A 17170-nucleotide genomic window follows, 5' to 3' on the forward strand; every position below is an offset into this window, starting at 1 on the left:
ACCAAACCGGGCAAAATAAGGGAACGCCAGCGCTGCGCCGTGGGTTCGTGTTGATCATGTCCGATCTCCATCCGCTCCCCGGATTATCGATCGGGAAGCATGTCCGGCGCGGGGATGGCGGGTCGGATTAGGGTTTCAAAGCCGCGTCGATCAAAGTCTTGGCGGCCAGAAATGCGGCCTCTATACTCATTTCGGACGTATCGATCAAGTGCGCATCCTCCGCCGGGCGCATCGGGCTGTCGGCGCGCTCGGTATCGCGGGCGTCGCGCTTGCGGATATCGGCGAGCACGGAGAGGAAATCGGCAGTCTGGCCGGTGGCGACCATCTCGTCGAATCGGCGGCGGGCGCGCACTTCGGGCGAAGCGGTGACGAAGAGTTTCACCGGCGCCTGTGGGCAGACCACGGTGCCGATATCGCGCCCATCGAGGACGGCGCCCGGCGTCTTCTCGGAAAAGCGGCGCTGTGCGCGCACCAGCGCCTGACGCACGGCTGGCATGACGGCGATGCGCGACGCCGCCTCGCCGACGGCATGGGCCGACAGGGCATGGCGATCGAGCCCTGCGAGATCGATCCCTTCGGCAAAGGCTTCGGCCGCGACCTCGTCGTCGAGCGTCTGGCCCGCATCGATCAGCGCCTTGGCCACCGCGCGATAGGTAAGACCGGTATCGAGATGGTGAAAGCCGTATTCGGCCGCGATGCGACGCGACAACGTGCCCTTTCCGGCAGCCGCCGGCCCGTCAATGGCGATGATCATTCTGTCTCCTTCTGCCGGTTCGGCCTCTCCTGGCACCGCGCTGTGCATGCGTCGTACCGGTTTCATGTCGAGCGATGGTTCGCCCGGCATGCGGCCAGTCGCATCCCTGTTAGGCAAAGCCGGGGCGGCTGCCAAGCATGAGCGATGCCTTGCGCTTCAAGCCATCCGGATACCCGCAGCTTTCGCCCGTACAAGTTTCACTTTGACATGTCCTGCCTGGACATTTATGGGGACCGACACATTTTCAATCCCCTTCACCGCCGGATAACCGGCTGGTGGCCGGCCAGTGCCGGCCCTTTGCGAGGCTTCGACAGTGGCAAAACCGGAACTTGGAACCAAGCGCATCGACCCGGAGACGGGCCGTAAATTCTACGATTTGAACAAGGACCCGATCGTTTCGCCCTATACGGGCAAGTCCTACCCTCTCTCCTATTTCGAGGAGACATCCGTCGCCAAGGTCATGGAAAAGGCCGAGGAAGAGGATGTGGCGGAAGTCGATACCGAGAACACGGAAGTCGAATTGGTCTCGCTCGAGGAAGCCGAGGACAATGGCGGCGGCGACGATCTGCCGGATCTGGGCGATGACGATGTCGAGATCGACAATGACGATGACGACACCTTCCTGGAGCAGGATGAGGACGACGACAACAACGGCCTGTCCGACCTGATCGGCGTGTCCGACGACGACGAAGAAGTCTGATCCATCATCGCGCGATCAGCACGAAGCGCATTTGACGCCAGGCGCCGGAGGACACCCTCCGGCGCCTTTTCTTTGAGCGACTTTTCCCGCAGAACCCCGCGATGCGGCAAACGGTCCCTGCTGCGAGATCCCTGAGGCGGCAAAACAAACCGGGTGCGCTGACAAGGGGAGAGCCATTCAAGGAAGTGCTTCAAAAGCCTGGGAAATCGGCTATCTTCGCCTTCCTTCCGACCGCGTCTCGAAGTTTTTTGACCGGATCGAATTTTTCCGCTTGCAATGCGGCAGGGCCCCGTCTAATAAGCCGCTCGTGGCCGGGACGAAGCGGAACGGACACGACCCGGACCGGTTTTTACCGGAACCCTTATGGGGCTATAGCTCAGCTGGGAGAGCGCTTGCATGGCATGCAAGAGGTCAGCGGTTCGATCCCGCTTAGCTCCACCAAAATCTCTCATGACATGGCGATCAGTCGTTCTGCTTAAGACCAGCCGCTATCATCTGCGTTGTTACTTGCGCAGATAGCTTTTTGTGCCGCTGTCCGAGTAGCAGAACTGGCCTCCGCGCGGTCCTGTGCAAAAGCTCCCTGAACGACAGAGACATGCGTTTCCCGACGTCGGCGTCATCTTTGGCGCCTTCAACAGGCCGAGCCCGCCCATGGTCGCACTGCAGGACTTGCGACTGCCGCTGACCGATCCGTCACGGCAGATGAAGGTCTCACCTTGACAGCGCTCGACGCCGCCCTTGCGGCCGCTGCATGGCGTGTTGGCGGCGTGACTTGCCATCGAACTTGAAGTGAGCACGATCAAAACAAGGCCTGTAAAGCATGCTTTGTGTCGGTCGATCGGAATGCGTGCCATAATGCATGCCAGCCTCCTTGCCGGCAGGCCTATTCTTATCGGTAACTTATTACTTTCATAGGCTGCACTGTCAGAAGTGATGAGATCGCGACGGTGACAACGAGATGGGATCAATGGAAAACGTGCAGCAAGCCGAGATCAGGATCGATCCCTTTCCCCCGTCGGACGACTTGAATGCGCTCTGGCAGGCAGCCTGGGGCGATGATAAGCCGCATGACTTCGCGCGCATCCTGTCGCGAAGCCTGCTTCATGTCGGCGCTTACGCGGACAAGCGGCTGATCGGCTTCGTTAATGTCGCGACTGATGGCGGCAAGCATGCCTTCCTGCTCGATACCTGCGTGCATCCGGCGATGCAGCGGCAGGGGATTGCGACGGCGATGGTGAAGGCAGCGATCCAAGGCTCCGCGGAGCGTGGCGCCGAATGGATCCATGTCGATTTCGAACCACGGCTGGAGCGCTTTTATCGGAGCTGTGGTTTCGCGCCGACGGCGGCAGGGCTGATGCGACTCAGATAGAGGCCGACATCCGGCCTCATCCAATCCGCCCTCACCCACCACCCGGCATGATCTTCGAAACGATCTGGTGCGACAGCGCCTCCACCAGCCCGGCATCGGCGCCGCGGCGGGGAACGAGGACGAATTCGACATCGTCGAGCAGCGGCAGCGCGTTGGAGGGCAGTTCCTTCAGGCCTTCAGGTGCCATGCTGCGGGGCTGGACGAGCACGCCCATGCCGGCGCGGGCGGCGGCGGTGAGCCCCGTGAGACTGGAACAGGTGCAGACGATCCGCCAGGAGACGCCGGCGCGATCGAGTGTTTCCTGGGCCAGCCGCCGGGTGATGCTCGGCGGTGGAAAGGCGATCAACGGCAGGGCGCCGGCCCGCGCGGCAACCCGTTCGGGCTCGCGCGCCAGCCAGACCAGCGGCTCGCGATAGAGCAGCCGGCCGCGCGTTTCGCCGACGCGGCGCTTCGCCAGCACGAGATCGAGATCACCCAATTCAAGCATCTGGTAGAGATCGGCACTCAGCGCCACGTTGAGCTCGAGATCGACAAGCGGATGCTGGCGCAGGAATTCATGGAGAATCTCGGTCAGCCGATTGGCCACCACATCCTCGGAAACGCCGAGGCGCAGGCGTCCGCGCAGCCGGCTTTCGCCGAACAGCGTGAAGACGCGGGCATCGAGCGCCAGCATGTCGCGTGCATGCGCGAGCAGCGCCTCGCCATCGCCCGTCAGGCGGACGCTATGGGTGTCGCGGGCGATCAGCCGGCGGCCAAGTGCCGCCTCCAGCCGCTGGATATGCTGGCTGACCGTCGATTGACCCAAGCCGAGGCGATCCGCCGCCGCGGTGAAGCTGCGTGTCTCCTCCAGCATCACGAAACTGGCAAGGTGATGCAGGTTCAGCATGGTGATCACGATCCTGGATAGCTGTTAGTTTTTGCATTCCGTTTCATGATAGGCCAGACAGAGGCTCTTGTCTGGAGGGTTCACCGACTTCAGACCGCATCGCCTTGCTGCTGCGCGCGGGGAGCAAGCCGAGGCAAAGGCCTGTCATGACGGAGTTTTGACGATGAAGCGCTTCCTGCCCGATACGTTCACGCTGATGCTGGTGGCGACCGTCATACTCGCCTCGCTGCTGCCGGTCAGCGGCGCGGCCGCGGAGTATTTCGGCCTTGCCACCAATCTTGCCATCGCGCTTTTGTTTTTCCTGCACGGCGCGCGGCTGTCGCGCGATGTGGTTCTGGCGGGCCTTTTGCATTGGCGGCTGCATCTGACGATCGTGCTCACCACCTTCGCCATTTTCCCCCTGCTCGGCCTGCTGATCGGCTTCGTGCCGTCCAATATTCTGCCGCCCGAGCTCTATATGGGCATTCTCTTCCTCACGGTCCTGCCATCGACGGTGCAGTCCTCGATCGCCTTCACCTCCATGGCCGGCGGCAATGTGCCGGCCGCGATCTGCGCAGCATCGGGCTCGAACCTGTTCGGCATGCTATTGACGCCGCTGCTCGCCAGCCTGCTTTTGACGACGACAGGGCAAGCCGGCTTTTCGGCCGATGCGCTGGAAAAGATCGCGCTCCAGCTGCTTCTGCCCTTCGTGCTCGGCCAGGTGCTGGAGCCCTGGATTGGCGCCTGGGTACGTACGCATAAGAAGATCCTGATGCCGGTCGATCGCGGCTCGATCCTGATGGTGGTCTATGCCGCCTTCAGCGAGGCGGTGATCGAAGGCCTGTGGCACACCTATTCGCTTGCCAATCTCGGCATGGTGCTGATCATCGACCTGGCACTGCTGGCCGTTGTGCTCTGCATCACCATGTTCGGCAGCCGGCTTCTGGGCTTCTCCAAGGCGGATGAGATTGCCATCACCTTTTGCGGCTCGAAGAAGAGCCTGGCCAGCGGCGTGCCCATGGCCAGCGCCATCTTTGCCGGCCAGAACATCGGCGCAATCGTGCTGCCGCTGATGATCTTCCACCAGGTGCAGCTGATGATCTGCGCCGTCATCGCCGGCCGCTATGCGCGCGCTAATGAAGCCTCCGCTGTGCTGGCGAAAGCCGATGCGCAAAACGTGACGGCCTAAGATCCGAGCCATCGGCAGAGCCCAAGACCCGCTTCACGGCCGCACATGTGCAAACGGCCGGCATGTCGTGCCGGCCGTTAAGTGTTTCGGTCGTCCTGCCGTGACGGCGTGGTTTTTTACTGCGTCTTGGTGAGACGCATGACGTGTTCGCGATGCATTTCCAGCGTCGGCAGGGTCTTGGTGGCAAACTGCTTCAGCGCCGGATCGTCGCCGCTCTTCGAATAGCCCGAGAACAGATCGACGGCTTCGTTATGGGCCTGAACCTGCATATCCACATACATCGTCTGGAACTCCGCACCCTTGGCCGCTTCCAGCTGCTTCATCATCGCCGCATGCTTCGGCGCCAGATCTGGCTTGGCGCTCTTCGGCATCTTCGCAGCCGTTTTCATCTCCTTGCCGGCCTTGGTGTGATCCGCAACCATCTGGCGGGCAAACTTCTTTACATCGGCCGATTTCGCCCGCTTTTCGGCAAGCTTGCTCGACTCGATCTCGAATTCATTGGAGCTGCCGGCCATCTTGACGAAGGTGGACTTGTCCATGGCCATGGACGACGCCATCGGCGCCGGCGCATCGGTGCTCGGGCTGGTCTGGGCCTGGGCGAAGGCCAGAGCCGGGCTGAGCGCCAGGACAGTACCCAGACATGCCGCGCGGAATCTTCTCATCATGTGTCTCCTCAGGCTTTTGGTTTGTTGCGTTGGCGGAAAACGGGTCATCGTGTGAGGGGAACGGCGCAAGCCAAGCTCGGGGCCAGCGCAGCAAGGCGGCTGCACCTGCGCAAGCCTGCCGCCCTCAGGGTGCAGGCGCCTTGCCGCGCAAGCGGCAGCACATGCCGCGTGGCGGATGGCATGACGAGTGGGCAGGCACCATCGTTCGTCTCCTCCTGAACGATGGTATAACAACCGTGATTTCCGGTAGTTCCTGGCGCCGGTGCTTTTTCCTCAGGCGATGTCGGCTTCGTCAGGCGATGTCGGCTTCGTCGCGCCGCTGCTCTTCGATGAAGATGCCCCAGGCCGCGACAAACAGCGCGGCAAAGAGCGGGCCGATGACGAAGCCGTTCATGCCCAGAAGCGAAATGCCGCCGATCGTCGAAATCAGCACCACATAATCCGGCAGCTTGGTTTCCTTGCCGACCAGGGGCGGACGCAGGAGATTGTCGACCAGGCCGATGACCAGCACGCCGACGAGCACGAGGACGATAGCTGGCAAATAGGATCCGACCAGCAGGCAATAAATGGCGACCGGCAGCCAGACGATGGCCGCGCCGACGGCCGGCAAGAGCGACAGAATGGTCATCAGCGCCCCCAGCAGAAAGGCCGGCTGAATGCCGAGCGCCCAGAAGGTTACGCCGCCGATCACGCCCTGCACCAGCGCGATGATGAGATTGCCGCGCACCGTGGCGCGCACCACGGAGGTGAACTTCGCCGAAAGCCGGCGCGTGTGCGCGTCGCTGAGCGGCAAGGCCTGGCGCACGGTGCGGCCAAGCCTGCGGCCATCGCGAAACAGGAAGAACAGCACGTAGAGCATCACGCCGAACATGATGAAGAACTGCAGCGTGCTCTGGCCGAGCACCAGCGCGCGCCCGGCGAAGAAGCCGCCGCCCTGCATGAGGGTCGAGGAGAAACGCCGGCCGAGATCGGCGATCGCGCCCGAGTCCAGGCTCGACAGTCGATCGCGCAGAAATTCCGGCAGGGAATTGCGCGCCTGCTCGAACAGGGCCTGGGGATCGATCTCGCCGCTGGAAACGCGCTGGTAGAGCTGATTGCCCTCCTGGACGATGGCGCCAAGGATCATCAGGCCGGGCACGATGACCAGGACGACGCAGATGAGAACCGAGATCGCCGCCGCCACGCTGGGCCGTCCGCCCACGCCCTGTTCCACCCAGACATGCAGCGGGAAGAAGACGATGGCAAAGACCAGCGCCCAGAACACGGCGGAGTAGAAGGGCAGAATAATCGCGATGAAGGCGATCGTCACAAAAGTCAGGAGAATGTAAAATCCAACGCGCTGCACAGGCATCCGCACCTTCCAAGATTTCGTCATTGGCCGCATGATCCGCTTGAGAAAGCGGCCGCGCCCGGGGGCTGAACAGGCTCCATACAGCATCGCGCGCGGGAGAAGGCGCGGCGTCCGCTTCGTCGGCTGGCCGCCGATTGAGCGCATATGAATGATACTTAAGATGGCGCATGACGTCACTTTGGCAATCCATCCGCATGCGCTTGCGGGAAACTCCGCCCATTTTGATGAAAGAGCGGCAGATTGCCGTCTTACATGCCCTCAAAGATTGCGGAGAGGTTATTTTTGGCAATTGTATTTTCCGCAGTTCTAGGGAGTATCAGCGCGCCGTTCCCGATTACTTGGAGTTGCCCTTTTGCGAAAAACCGGCATTGTAGCGTCAAACGCGACCAACACATGCAGGAGTTAAAATGAGCGCGAACGCACCCAATGCCATCGATGTCTATGTCGGCAGCCGACTGAAAGCTCGGCGGGTGCTGCTCGGCATGAGCCAGACCGTTCTGGGCGAACGTCTCGGCATCACGTTCCAGCAGATTCAGAAGTATGAAAAGGGCGTCAACCGCATGGGCGCCAGCCGCCTGCAGGCTGCCTCCGAGATCCTCGGCGTTCCCGTCAGCTATTTCTTCGAGGAAAGCGAGCCGACCGGCCGTGGCGTTCCCGATTCGGAACTGGCTGCCGTGACCGATTTTCTCGCCACGCGCGAGGGCCTGGCGCTCAACCGCGCCTTTTCTTCGATCCGTGATGTCAATGTCCGCAAGGGCCTCGTCGCCCTGATGAAGTCGATCGCCGAAGCCGAAGGCCCGCAGGACGAAGCCCGTCCCGCCGCAGCCGCACAGGCCGATCGCGCCGCGCTGCGCTGATGCGCGCGGCCTTTCTCCAGACCTTCGGCAGCCTTGCCCTGCGCAGTGCGCAAGGCGAGCCGCTGAAGTTTCCGCAGAAGGGCCTCTTGCTGATCGCCTATCTCGCCCTTGGCCGCAAGGATCGTATCGGGCGGGATGAGACATCGCTGCTGCTCTGGTCGGATCTCGACCGGAGCGTGCGGCACACCAATCTGCGCAAGACCATCAGCCGCATCCGCGAGGCGCAGGCCTCAGCCGAACTCGACATCCTCACACTGACGGACGACATGATCACGCTGTCGCCAGAGGTGCGCCTGGAGATCGACGCGGCGCTTCTCGAACGGGCCGATGCGCCGCTCGACAGCATGACCGAGCTTCTGCGCCGGCCCTTTCCCGGGGATGCGGATATTCCCTTCGGCGATTTCAGCCGCTGGGTGCTGGCCCAACAGCGTCGTCATGTCCAGCTTTTGCGCAGCCGGCTTCTCGATCCGGCGAGCGTTTGCACGATCTCGCAGACGGCCCGGCGCGAGGCCGCTTTCTTCCTTCTGGAGCGCGATCCACAGGATGAGGCCGTTCGCCGGTCTCTTGCGGGGGATGATATCGGGTCTCAGCAGACAACCGAAAGCCTAGCGCCGGTGACGAGCATGATCGTCACTGCAGAACCACGCCCTGCTTCCGGCACACTGCCGATCACAGCGGCCCTGCCGCGCCTCGCGCTGTTGCCGCCGGTCTTGAGGCCCGGAACGCCAAGAGGCGTGGCCGGAACGATCGGCGCCCTGATCGAGGACATCACCATCGGCCTGTGCGCGCTGCGCTCCGTCGCCGTTGTCGCGCCGTATACCGCCCAGCGCATCCAGCAGAGCAGCGACAAGGTCGAAATCCTCGCCAAGCACAGCGTCTCTTATCTCGTCGACACGACACTATCGCCCGAGAGCCTATTCGTTCAGATCATCTTCGTCCCGCTCGACCGCATCATCTGGGCGCAACATTTCCCCGTCGATGGCCAATGGGCAGCGCATCGCAAGCGGATCGCCACCGTGATCGCTGATTGCATTGCGGAGCAGTTGCGCGGGCACGAGCAGCCGCTCGGCGATTATGAGCGCCACCCCGACGCCTATCACGCCTATCTCACCGGCGTGCAGCAGACGACGCGGCTGACACTTCCGGCCGTGCGCTCGGCGCGGCGTGGCTTCCGCCAGGCCATCTACATCAATCCGGATTTTTCGCACGCCTATAGCAGCCTGGCGCGAACCTATGCGCTGGAATGGGTCTTGACCGCGCATGGTGACCGCGCGCTTCTGACCAAGGCCGAAGAAAATGCCTTGATGGCGATCGAGCAGCGACCGGACCTTGCCGTTGGTCACAAGGAACTCGGCGTCGCCAAGCTCTATCTCGGCCAGATGGACGAGAGCCTCGAGGCTTTGGCGCGTGCCGAGGAGCTGAGCCCCCATTATGCGGATGCCGTGCACAGTTATGCGGATTCGCTTGCCCATGCCTCCCGGCCGGCGGAAGCGCTGGAAAAAATCAAGAAGGCGATCCAGCTCAATCCCATCAGTCCCGACGCCTATTTCTGGAGCGCGGCCGGCGCCAGCTTCTTCGTCGGCAACTATCGGGAGGCCATCGCCTATATCGAGCGGATGGTCGAGCAGACCTCGGCGGATCGCCTGAGAGCGGCGAGCTACGCCATGCTGGGCGAACTCGGCTTGGCCAAGCGCTACCGGCGCAAGGATCGTCAGGCGAATCCTTATTTCGATCTGGAGAAATGGCTCACCGTCGTTCCCATCAGGGAGCAATGGCAAAAGGCCATGTACCGCGATGCTCTGTTGCGGGCGGGTTACTGAAATCGAAACCTCAACAAGGAGACTTGAAATGTCCAAGGCTGTTCTGATTGGCTTTCCCGGCGACAGCAAGCTGTATCTCGCCGATATCGAGGCAGGGACCGTCATCCCCGTCGATGAGGCGAATGGCGGCATGTCCGACATGAACGAGGGTGCCGCTGGTGGCGCGGTGGTCAAGGGCGTGAACCTGGCTGTCGCCATCAACTCCGCCGATGCCGTCTTCGCCGGCTATTTCGACTGATCCATGTGATGACGCCTATGGCGTTCATGCGTGTCCGGAGCGCGGCCGAAACCTTCGGCCGCGTCTCCCCCTATCTCCAGGCCTATGGCATCACGCGCGTGGCGCGCCATACCGGGCTGGACCGCATCGGCATTCCCGTCTGGTGCGCCTATACACCCAATGCCAAATCCATCGTCGTTGCCCAAGGAAAGGGCGTGACCGACGAGGATGCGCGCATTTCTGCCGTGATGGAGGCGATCGAGCGCGCCGTGGCCTGCGATCCGACGCTGAGCCGCGAACAGGCCAGCCAGGCTGAGCTTTCGGCCCGGGGCGACGCAGCGCTTGCCCTGAACGGCCTGCTGGCCGCCGGCAAGGAGCCGCTGCCAGCCGATGAAGCCTGTGACTGGATGGCGGGTGTCGATCTCGTCACTGGCCGAAAGACCTATGTCCCGGCCGAGGCCGTTCTGCTTGATCGTACGATCGAAGACAGCCGCTACTGGCAATCCTCCGATGGGCTAGCCTCGGGCAATACGGCTGAGGAGGCGATGTTCCATGCCTTGATGGAGCGGGTCGAGCGCGACGCCTATGCCCTCTTCCAGATCATGCCGCAGCCGGCGCGTCTTGCGCGCTGTGTGGATCCGAAATGCCTCGGCAATGCCGACCTCGACGGCATGATCGCACAGATCAGCGCCTGCGACCTGCAACTGACGCTGTTCGACATGACCAGCGATCTCGGCCTGCCCTGCTTCGCCGCCTATCTCGGGCCATCGCCGCGCCACCTTTCGGCGCATGCGCGCTATGTCGACGTCACCCATGGGGCAGGCGCCCATCCGCTGGCTGCCCGTGCCGCCTTGCGTGCGGTTTCCGAGGCGGCCCAGTCCCGCCTCACCTTCATCTCGGGCGCGCGCGACGATGTCTTTCCCGATACCTATCGGCGGGCGCTGCCTGAGAGCACACGCTTGGCCCTGGCCGCCGCACCGCAGCCGCGCAGCTATGAAGACACGACGCCTTTTGCCGATTTTGCCGCCATTGTCGCGCATCTTGCCGCGTGCCGCATCGGCCCGATCATTGCCGTCACCTTAAGCGGGCCACATCTGCCCTTCGCCGTGGTCAAGATGATCGTTCCCGGCCTGGAAAACCCGGAGGGCTTGCGCCGCCAGCGCCACGGCCTGCGCGCGCTTCAGGCGGCGCTGCGCACATGAAGGTGATGTTCGTCGGTCCCACCGTGCCTGACGCACGCCGGCTTGGCCTGGACCTCGACCTGCGTGCGCCCGTGCTCCAGGGCGATGTGCGCCGGGCCGTCGATGAGGGCGCGTCGATCATCGGGCTGATCGACGGCGGCTTCGAATATACGGCGCCGGTCTGGCACAAGGAAATTCTCTACGCCTTATCGCTGGGTGTGACCGTGCTCGGTGCGGCCAGCATGGGCGCCTTGCGGGCCGCCGAATGCCATGGCTTCGGCATGATCGGCGTGGGCGAGATTTTCCGCCTGTATCGCGACGGTGTGCTGATCGACGATTCGGATGTGGCGCAAAGCCACGCACCGGAAGAACTGGGCTGGACCGGCATAACCGAACCGCTCGTGAATGTGCGCGCCACGCTCGACAACCCTGCGCTCGCCGCGCAACAGGCGGGCGAAACGCTTCGGGCATTGCGGACCTGCGCCGAGGCGCTGCACTTCAAGGATCGGACCTGGCGCGCTATCGTCCGGGGCGCCGTGCTACCAGAGGGGCTCGATCCGACAGGACTTCTCGCCCTGCTGCTCCACCATCGCATCGACCAGAAGCGGCGCGATGCACTCGACCTTTTCGCGATGGCCGAGGCGCTGCCGGACATGCGCACGGCGCCGCCGTGCAACTGGCAGTTCCAGGAGACCTCGCTTTGGCGCCAAAGCCTTGATCCAAAAGCACGCGCATAAAATTCCAGCTGAACTATCGGCGGCTGTGTCACGCCTGCGTCACGCGCATCTTTGACAGGTCGAGGGTAAGGTAAAGGTCACACGTTCAATGGACAGACCGATGACCTTCCTTTCTTCTCCCATCACCACCCCCAATGCAGATGGCGGCGATCTTGACATTGAAGAGCTGCGGGCACTGGCACGCATGCTGACCTATGCGCGGCAATCTGCGGCGGATCTGCATCTGGAGACGGCCGCCTCCTGCATCGAGATGGCCTTGCGCTCCGTGCTGCAGGAGACCAGCGGCATGATCGAAGGCCTTTCGGCCCATACCATCAGCGCAGCCCTGAAGATCCGCGCGCATTGAAGCCCTGCCGTCTGGCATGCAAGCCAAAGCATGATGGCAAAGCCGGATAGCGGCTTTGCAAGGGTGACATGCATCAAGGGAGCCGAGCTCTGAGAGAGCCAGCTCCCGACTTCAGTCCGATTTTTTGATGCCCTCATCGTGGCTGCCTGCGGAGCCACTTTCAGCCCTCGTCATCGGGCTTGCATGGGCAGCCGTATTTCCTCGGCGAACGCGTATGCGTCGACAATAGGCCGAGCGTCGCCTTCGCCATGCGCAGGGCAACATCTCCTTTTCCTAAATCCCCGAAAAGACATAATCGCAGTCTTTGACAGGCGCGCGCCCAAAAAGGCGCGTGATGTCTGGCGTGTGATACGCACTTTGATCGCTATCCCATGGCAGAAGGCTATTGGGTAGGAAGCAAAGCGGGATCGATCATGAACAAGGCTTGGAAGAGCATGCTATGAAAATTTGCCACGCGCGCCAGCAAGGGGACGCATGGCGGAAAATGACGGCATGTCATGATCCTGCCGAGGAGAGGCTCCACAAGGAAGCGGTCGAACAGGGGTTCACGCGCCTGCTGGAACAAGATCGTCTTTTATGCGTCAGAAACGAAATATTCAGTCAACGGGTGCATAGGCATGACGAGAGTGTGTCGCGCAAGACCATCCTGCGGTTGATCACGGGAGCGAAAAGCATCAATAGCAGGCCGTAGACGGAAGCCGTTGGTTACCGGACACACCAATCGAGGAGCGAAGAATGGGTGACCGCCTCTGTTAAACCGCATGGAGTAGTGTCGAATTGTGGAACATCGATCGAGCTGAATGAACCAGAACAGCCCTCCAGCGTCTTTCACCGCGAGCACAAGCCAGTCGATCCCATGTTTCGCGCCGGTGGGGTGATGCTCTAAAGCGGCTGCATGATTTTTCCTTCGGTCGCGTTCGATTTGAGGAATTATGCCTTAGCTGGCGCTCAAGGGGTTGCTTATGTCTTGTCTGCTCCGAGCGCCGGGTTACATGCCGTCATGCCGGCTGAGAAACTCTATGATAAACAGCCGATCACGCGTTTGAACCGAATTCGTCCAGGACACCATGGCAGCCGAACCCGATCTTTCCTCGCCTGACACCGAAAAGGGCGCCTCGCGCCTGGCGACGCTCTTTGCCGAATATCGCGTCTATCTGACGGCGATTGCCGTCATCGCCATCTTCACCTTCGTCACCGTCGCCATTTCCCGGCTGACGGCGGAGGTACGCTATGACGACGTGCTTGACGCGCTGGCCGACACGTCCTGGACCTCGATCCTGCTGGCCATTCTTTTCACGGCGCTGAGCTTCGCGGCGCTGATCGGCTATGACCTCAACGCCATCGAGTTTATCGGCCGGCGGCTGCGCACGCCCTCCGTCGCGATCACGGCCTTCATTGCCTATGCCATCGGCAACACCGCCGGTTTTGGCCCCTTGAGCGGCGGCGCCATCCGTTTTCGCGCCTATTCGCGGCTGGGGCTGACCCCCAGCGAAATCGCGCGGGTCATCGCCTTCGTCACCCTGGCCTTCGGTCTGGGCCTGCTGGCCGTCGCCGCCTTGTCGACGCTGGCGGTCGCACCGCGTATGGAAACCGTCATGGGGCTCAGCGCCGATTGGTTGCGGGGTGTGGCGCTGATCTTCGTGCTGGTCATGGTCGCGCTGGTCGTGCTCGGCGGCAATGGCCGCACGCTCTCCTTTGCCGGCCTGTCGTTGCGCCTGCCCGACAGCCGCACCTCCTCGCGCCAGTTCCTCGTCTCCGCCTTCGACATCGCAGCCTCGGCTTCCGTGCTTTATGTGCTGCTGCCGGAGACGCATGTCGGCTGGCCGACCTTCTTCGCCATCTATGCCACGGCTGTCGGCCTCGGCGTGCTCAGCCATGTTCCCGCCGGCCTTGGCGTCTTCGAAGCGGTCATGGTCGCAGCGCTCGGCAATGCGATCAGTATGGAGCAGCTGCTCGGCGGCCTGGTGCTGTACCGCCTCGTCTATCACGTGCTGCCGCTGATCATTGCGATCATTCTCGTGGTCACCACGGAACTGCGCGCCTTCTCGTCCAAGCCCGTGGCGTCCGATCTCGGCCAGATCGCGGTGCGGCTCGCGCCGTCGCTTCTGTCGACTTTCGCCATGATGCTCGGCGCCATGCTGATCTTTTCGAGCGTGACGCCGACGCCGGATAGCAATCTCGACCTGCTCTCGAATTTCCTGCCGCTGCCGATCGTCGAAGCGGCGCATTTTCTGACGAGCATCCTCGGCCTTGTTCTCTTCGTCGCCTCGCGCGGCATCAACCAGCGCCTGGATGGCGGCTGGTGGATCGGGCTGGCGGCCGCGGCCGGCGCGCTGGTCCTGTCCCTGATCAAGGCCATCGCGATTTTCGAGGCAACGCTGCTTGCCGTCTTCATCGTCGCCATGGTCATGAACCGCCGCGCCTTCACGCGCCGCGCCTCGCTGTTCAAGCAGGGCCTTGGCCCGAGCTGGCTGGCGGCCATGGGCGTCATCGTGGTCAGCGCCGCGACGATCCTGTTCTTCGTCTATCGCGATACGGACTACAGTCACGATCTCTGGTGGCAGTTCGAATTTTCCGGCGAGGCGCCGCGCGGCTTGCGCGCGCTGCTCGGCCTGGTGCTCGCCTCGATCACGGTTGCGATCTTCAGCCTGATGCGTCCGGCGACGCTGCGTCCGGTTGAGGCCAGCCGCGCCGATGTCGACAAGGCGGTGGAGATCGTTCGAAACCAGGATTCGGCCGACGCCAACCTGGTGCGCATGGGCGACAAGCGCGTCATGTTTTCCGAAAGCGGCAAGGCCTTCATCATGTATGGCATCCAGGGTCGCTCCTGGATCGCGCTGACCGATCCGATCGGCGACGAGGCGGATTTTCCCGAGCTCGTTTGGCAATTCGTGGAATCCGCCCGCGCGGCCGGCGGACGCGCCGCCTTCTACCAGATATCGCCCGGTCTCTTGTCCTCCTGCGCCGATGCCGGCCTGCGGGCCTTCAAGCTCGGCGAACTCGCCATTGTCGATCTCGACCGGTTCGAGCTGAAGGGCGGCCGCCTGGCAGGGCTGCGCCAAGCCTTGAGCAAGGGTGCGCGCGACGGTTTGAGCTTCGCCCTGATCGAGCCGCCTGAGGTAGCTGGTGTGGTGGAGGACCTTCGTCAGGTCTCCGATAGCTGGCTCGCCCATCATGAAACGCGCGAAAAGACTTTCTCGCTCGGCGCTTTCGATACCGACTATATCTGCGCGCAGCCGGTGGCCGTTCTCTACAAGGATGAGAAGATCGTTGCCTTCGCCAATGTCATGGTGACCGACACCAAGCACGAAGCGACCGTCGACCTCATGCGCTTTTCGCCGGATGCGCCGCGTGGCGCCATGGACTTCCTCTTCGTCTCGATCATGGAGAAGATGAAGACCGAGGGCTACAAGACCTTCAATCTCGGCATGGCGCCGATGTCCGGCATGTCGCGGCGCGACACGGCCCCGGTCTGGGACCGGGTCGGCAGCCTGCTTTTCGAGCACGGCGAGCGCTTCTACAATTTCAAGGGCCTCAGGGCCTTCAAGTCCAAATTCCATCCACGTTGGGAACCGCGCTACCTTGCCGTGTCCAACGGCACGGGCGCGGCCCTTGCCCTGCTGGATGCGACCTTGCTGATCAGCGGTGGCGTGAGAGGAGTCGTCGGTAAATGATGCGTTTTTCCAGGATGGTCGCTGTTGCGGCCGCCCTTTGCAGCGTTGCGCCTGCATTCGCGCAGGACAAGCAGGCCTTCGACACGGGCTCCATTCCGTCAGACCATATTCTCGTGCCAGACGGCGACCTCAAGGGCAACGTCGTTCTGATTTCGGATGCGAAGGGCTGGGGCGCGACGGAGGAGACGCGCGCCAAGGCTCTTCTCGATGAGGGCATTGCCGTCATTGGCCTCGATCTACCGACCTATTTGAAGGGACTGAAGCCGGAGGAAGGCGACGACTGCATCTATACGATCTCCGACATCGAGTCGCTTGCCCATCAGATCCAGCGTGCCGCCAATTCGGACAGCTATCGGCCGCCGATCTTGGCCGGCATCGGTGAAGGCGGCGCCATGGCGCTGGCGATGATCGCGCAGAGTCCGGACGCGACAATCGGCGACGCGATCGCCGTCGACCCTCTCGACAGTATTCCGCTGACCACCCAGCTTTGCACACCGGCCGAGAAGGAAACGCGCGACGGCCGCATGATCTATGGCCTGACGGACGGCCCCCTGCCGGCACCCGTCACCGTGATCTTCACGCCACAAGCGAACAAGGCGGGCCGTGACCATGTGGCCGACCTCGTCAAGGATCATAGCGATATCGCCACGCGCGACACGACCGACGCCCCGGATGCGGCTCTGGAGCAGGCGCTGTCCGATCAGATCGCCGCTGCCAGCGCCAGCGAAAGCGACGATCCGCTCGGCCTGCCGCTGACCCTGCTGCCGACGACGGCGAAATACGACACGATGGCCATCTTCTATTCCGGCGACGGCGGCTGGCGTGACATCGACAAGCAGATCGGCGCCGAGCTTCAGGATCAGGGCATTCCCGTGGTCGGCGTCGATGCGCTGCGCTATTTCTGGTCCAAGCGCACGCCGGAGGAAACGGCGGAAGATCTCGCCCGCATCATCGATACCTACAGGCGCCAGTGGAAGGTCAAGCATGTGCTTCTGGCCGGCTATTCCTTCGGCGCCGACGTGATCCCGGCCGCCTATAATCTCCTGTCTCAGCAGAACAAGGATCGCGTGACGCAGATCACGCTGCTCGCTCTATCGCGCAACGTCGATTACGAGATCTCCGTTCAAGGCTGGCTCGGCGTCGACAGCAGCACCTCCTCGGGCGATTCGCTGAAGGACATCGCCAAGATCGATCCCAAGCGCGTTCAGTGCATCTATGGCACGGAAGAGGACGACGACCCCTGCGTCAAACTCAAGGCGAGCGGCGTCGAAGCCATCCCTATCGAAGGCGGTCACCATTTCGATGAGGACTATGAAGCGCTGGCAAACAAAATCGTCACCAGCCTGAAGACACGGCTCGGGCGATAGACCTGATAGAGAGGCAGGAGGCCAGCCGATGCTGCGGCTCCTGCCCCGGCGATCTGCCTTCAAGGCAGCGATGATCAA

At 62.5% G+C, this 17170-nt stretch carries 15 protein-coding genes and 1 tRNA gene; 12 read left to right on the forward strand and 4 right to left on the reverse strand.

What is annotated here, in order from left to right; genetic code table 11:
* Positions 1-127: 127 nt before the first annotated feature.
* Positions 128-754: a (d)CMP kinase gene (cmk, locus tag BMX61_RS06415; RefSeq protein ID WP_075628476.1), complete on the reverse strand. Its 627-nt coding sequence runs from the start codon at positions 752-754 to the stop codon at positions 128-130.
* Positions 755-1067: 313 nt separating this feature from the next.
* Between cmk and BMX61_RS06420 the strand changes: the two genes are divergently transcribed.
* From BMX61_RS06420 to BMX61_RS06435, 3 genes are all read left to right on the forward strand, one after another.
* Complete coding sequence (locus tag BMX61_RS06420) at positions 1068-1454, forward strand: TIGR02300 family protein (protein WP_075628475.1); 387 nt, start codon at positions 1068-1070, stop codon at positions 1452-1454.
* A 365-nt stretch (positions 1455-1819) separates the two neighbouring features.
* Positions 1820-1895, forward strand: a tRNA-Ala gene (locus BMX61_RS06425).
* Positions 1896-2421: 526 nt separating this feature from the next.
* Positions 2422-2823: a GNAT family N-acetyltransferase gene (locus tag BMX61_RS06435; protein ID WP_075628473.1), complete on the forward strand. Its 402-nt coding sequence runs from the start codon at positions 2422-2424 to the stop codon at positions 2821-2823.
* Between the two features lie 31 nt (positions 2824-2854).
* Here the strand turns inward: BMX61_RS06435 and BMX61_RS06440 are convergent, their stop codons facing one another.
* The gene (locus tag BMX61_RS06440; protein ID WP_075628472.1) at positions 2855-3709 is read right to left on the reverse strand and encodes a LysR family transcriptional regulator; all 855 of its coding nucleotides are present in this window, start codon (positions 3707-3709) and stop codon (positions 2855-2857) included.
* 163 nt (positions 3710-3872) lie between these two features.
* Here BMX61_RS06440 and BMX61_RS06445 point away from each other — a divergent pair, with 163 nt between their 5' ends.
* Positions 3873-4877, forward strand: a complete 1005-nt coding sequence (locus BMX61_RS06445) for a bile acid:sodium symporter family protein (RefSeq protein ID WP_075628471.1) — start codon at positions 3873-3875, stop codon at positions 4875-4877.
* Between the two features lie 116 nt (positions 4878-4993).
* Here the strand turns inward: BMX61_RS06445 and BMX61_RS06450 are convergent, their stop codons facing one another.
* Complete coding sequence (locus BMX61_RS06450) at positions 4994-5542, reverse strand: DUF4142 domain-containing protein (RefSeq protein ID WP_234794615.1); 549 nt, start codon at positions 5540-5542, stop codon at positions 4994-4996.
* 292 nt (positions 5543-5834) lie between these two features.
* Complete coding sequence (locus BMX61_RS06455; RefSeq protein ID WP_075628646.1) at positions 5835-6893, reverse strand: AI-2E family transporter; 1059 nt, start codon at positions 6891-6893, stop codon at positions 5835-5837.
* Between the two features lie 407 nt (positions 6894-7300).
* Here BMX61_RS06455 and BMX61_RS06465 point away from each other — a divergent pair, with 407 nt between their 5' ends.
* The 8 genes from BMX61_RS06465 (at position 7301) to BMX61_RS06505 (ending at position 17092) form a co-directional block, all read left to right on the forward strand.
* The gene (locus BMX61_RS06465; RefSeq protein ID WP_075628470.1) at positions 7301-7750 is read left to right on the forward strand and encodes a helix-turn-helix domain-containing protein; all 450 of its coding nucleotides are present in this window, start codon (positions 7301-7303) and stop codon (positions 7748-7750) included.
* The gene (locus BMX61_RS06470) at positions 7750-9570 is read left to right on the forward strand and encodes a hypothetical protein (RefSeq protein WP_075628469.1); all 1821 of its coding nucleotides are present in this window, start codon (positions 7750-7752) and stop codon (positions 9568-9570) included. Before BMX61_RS06465 ends, BMX61_RS06470 begins: the two co-directional genes overlap by 1 nt.
* A gap of 28 nt (positions 9571-9598) precedes the next feature.
* The gene (locus BMX61_RS06475; protein ID WP_075628468.1) at positions 9599-9808 is read left to right on the forward strand and encodes a hypothetical protein; all 210 of its coding nucleotides are present in this window, start codon (positions 9599-9601) and stop codon (positions 9806-9808) included.
* Positions 9809-9834: 26 nt separating this feature from the next.
* Positions 9835-10989: a YcaO-like family protein gene (locus tag BMX61_RS06480; protein WP_075628645.1), complete on the forward strand. Its 1155-nt coding sequence runs from the start codon at positions 9835-9837 to the stop codon at positions 10987-10989.
* Positions 10986-11705, forward strand: a complete 720-nt coding sequence (locus tag BMX61_RS06485; protein WP_075628467.1) for a TfuA-like protein — start codon at positions 10986-10988, stop codon at positions 11703-11705. Before BMX61_RS06480 ends, BMX61_RS06485 begins: the two co-directional genes overlap by 4 nt.
* Before the next feature lie 100 nt (positions 11706-11805).
* Positions 11806-12051, forward strand: a complete 246-nt coding sequence (locus BMX61_RS06490; protein WP_075628466.1) for a hypothetical protein — start codon at positions 11806-11808, stop codon at positions 12049-12051.
* Positions 12052-13118: 1067 nt separating this feature from the next.
* Positions 13119-15725, forward strand: coding sequence for a bifunctional lysylphosphatidylglycerol flippase/synthetase MprF (gene mprF / locus BMX61_RS06500; protein ID WP_075628464.1), 2607 nt, complete (start codon positions 13119-13121; stop codon positions 15723-15725).
* The gene (locus BMX61_RS06505) at positions 15722-17092 is read left to right on the forward strand and encodes an AcvB/VirJ family lysyl-phosphatidylglycerol hydrolase (RefSeq protein ID WP_075628463.1); all 1371 of its coding nucleotides are present in this window, start codon (positions 15722-15724) and stop codon (positions 17090-17092) included. Before mprF ends, BMX61_RS06505 begins: the two co-directional genes overlap by 4 nt.
* The last annotated feature ends 78 nt before the right edge of the window (positions 17093-17170 follow it).

The sequence above is a fragment of the Xaviernesmea oryzae genome (assembly GCF_900109605.1).
Classification (GTDB): Bacteria; Pseudomonadota; Alphaproteobacteria; order Rhizobiales; family Rhizobiaceae; genus Xaviernesmea; species Xaviernesmea oryzae.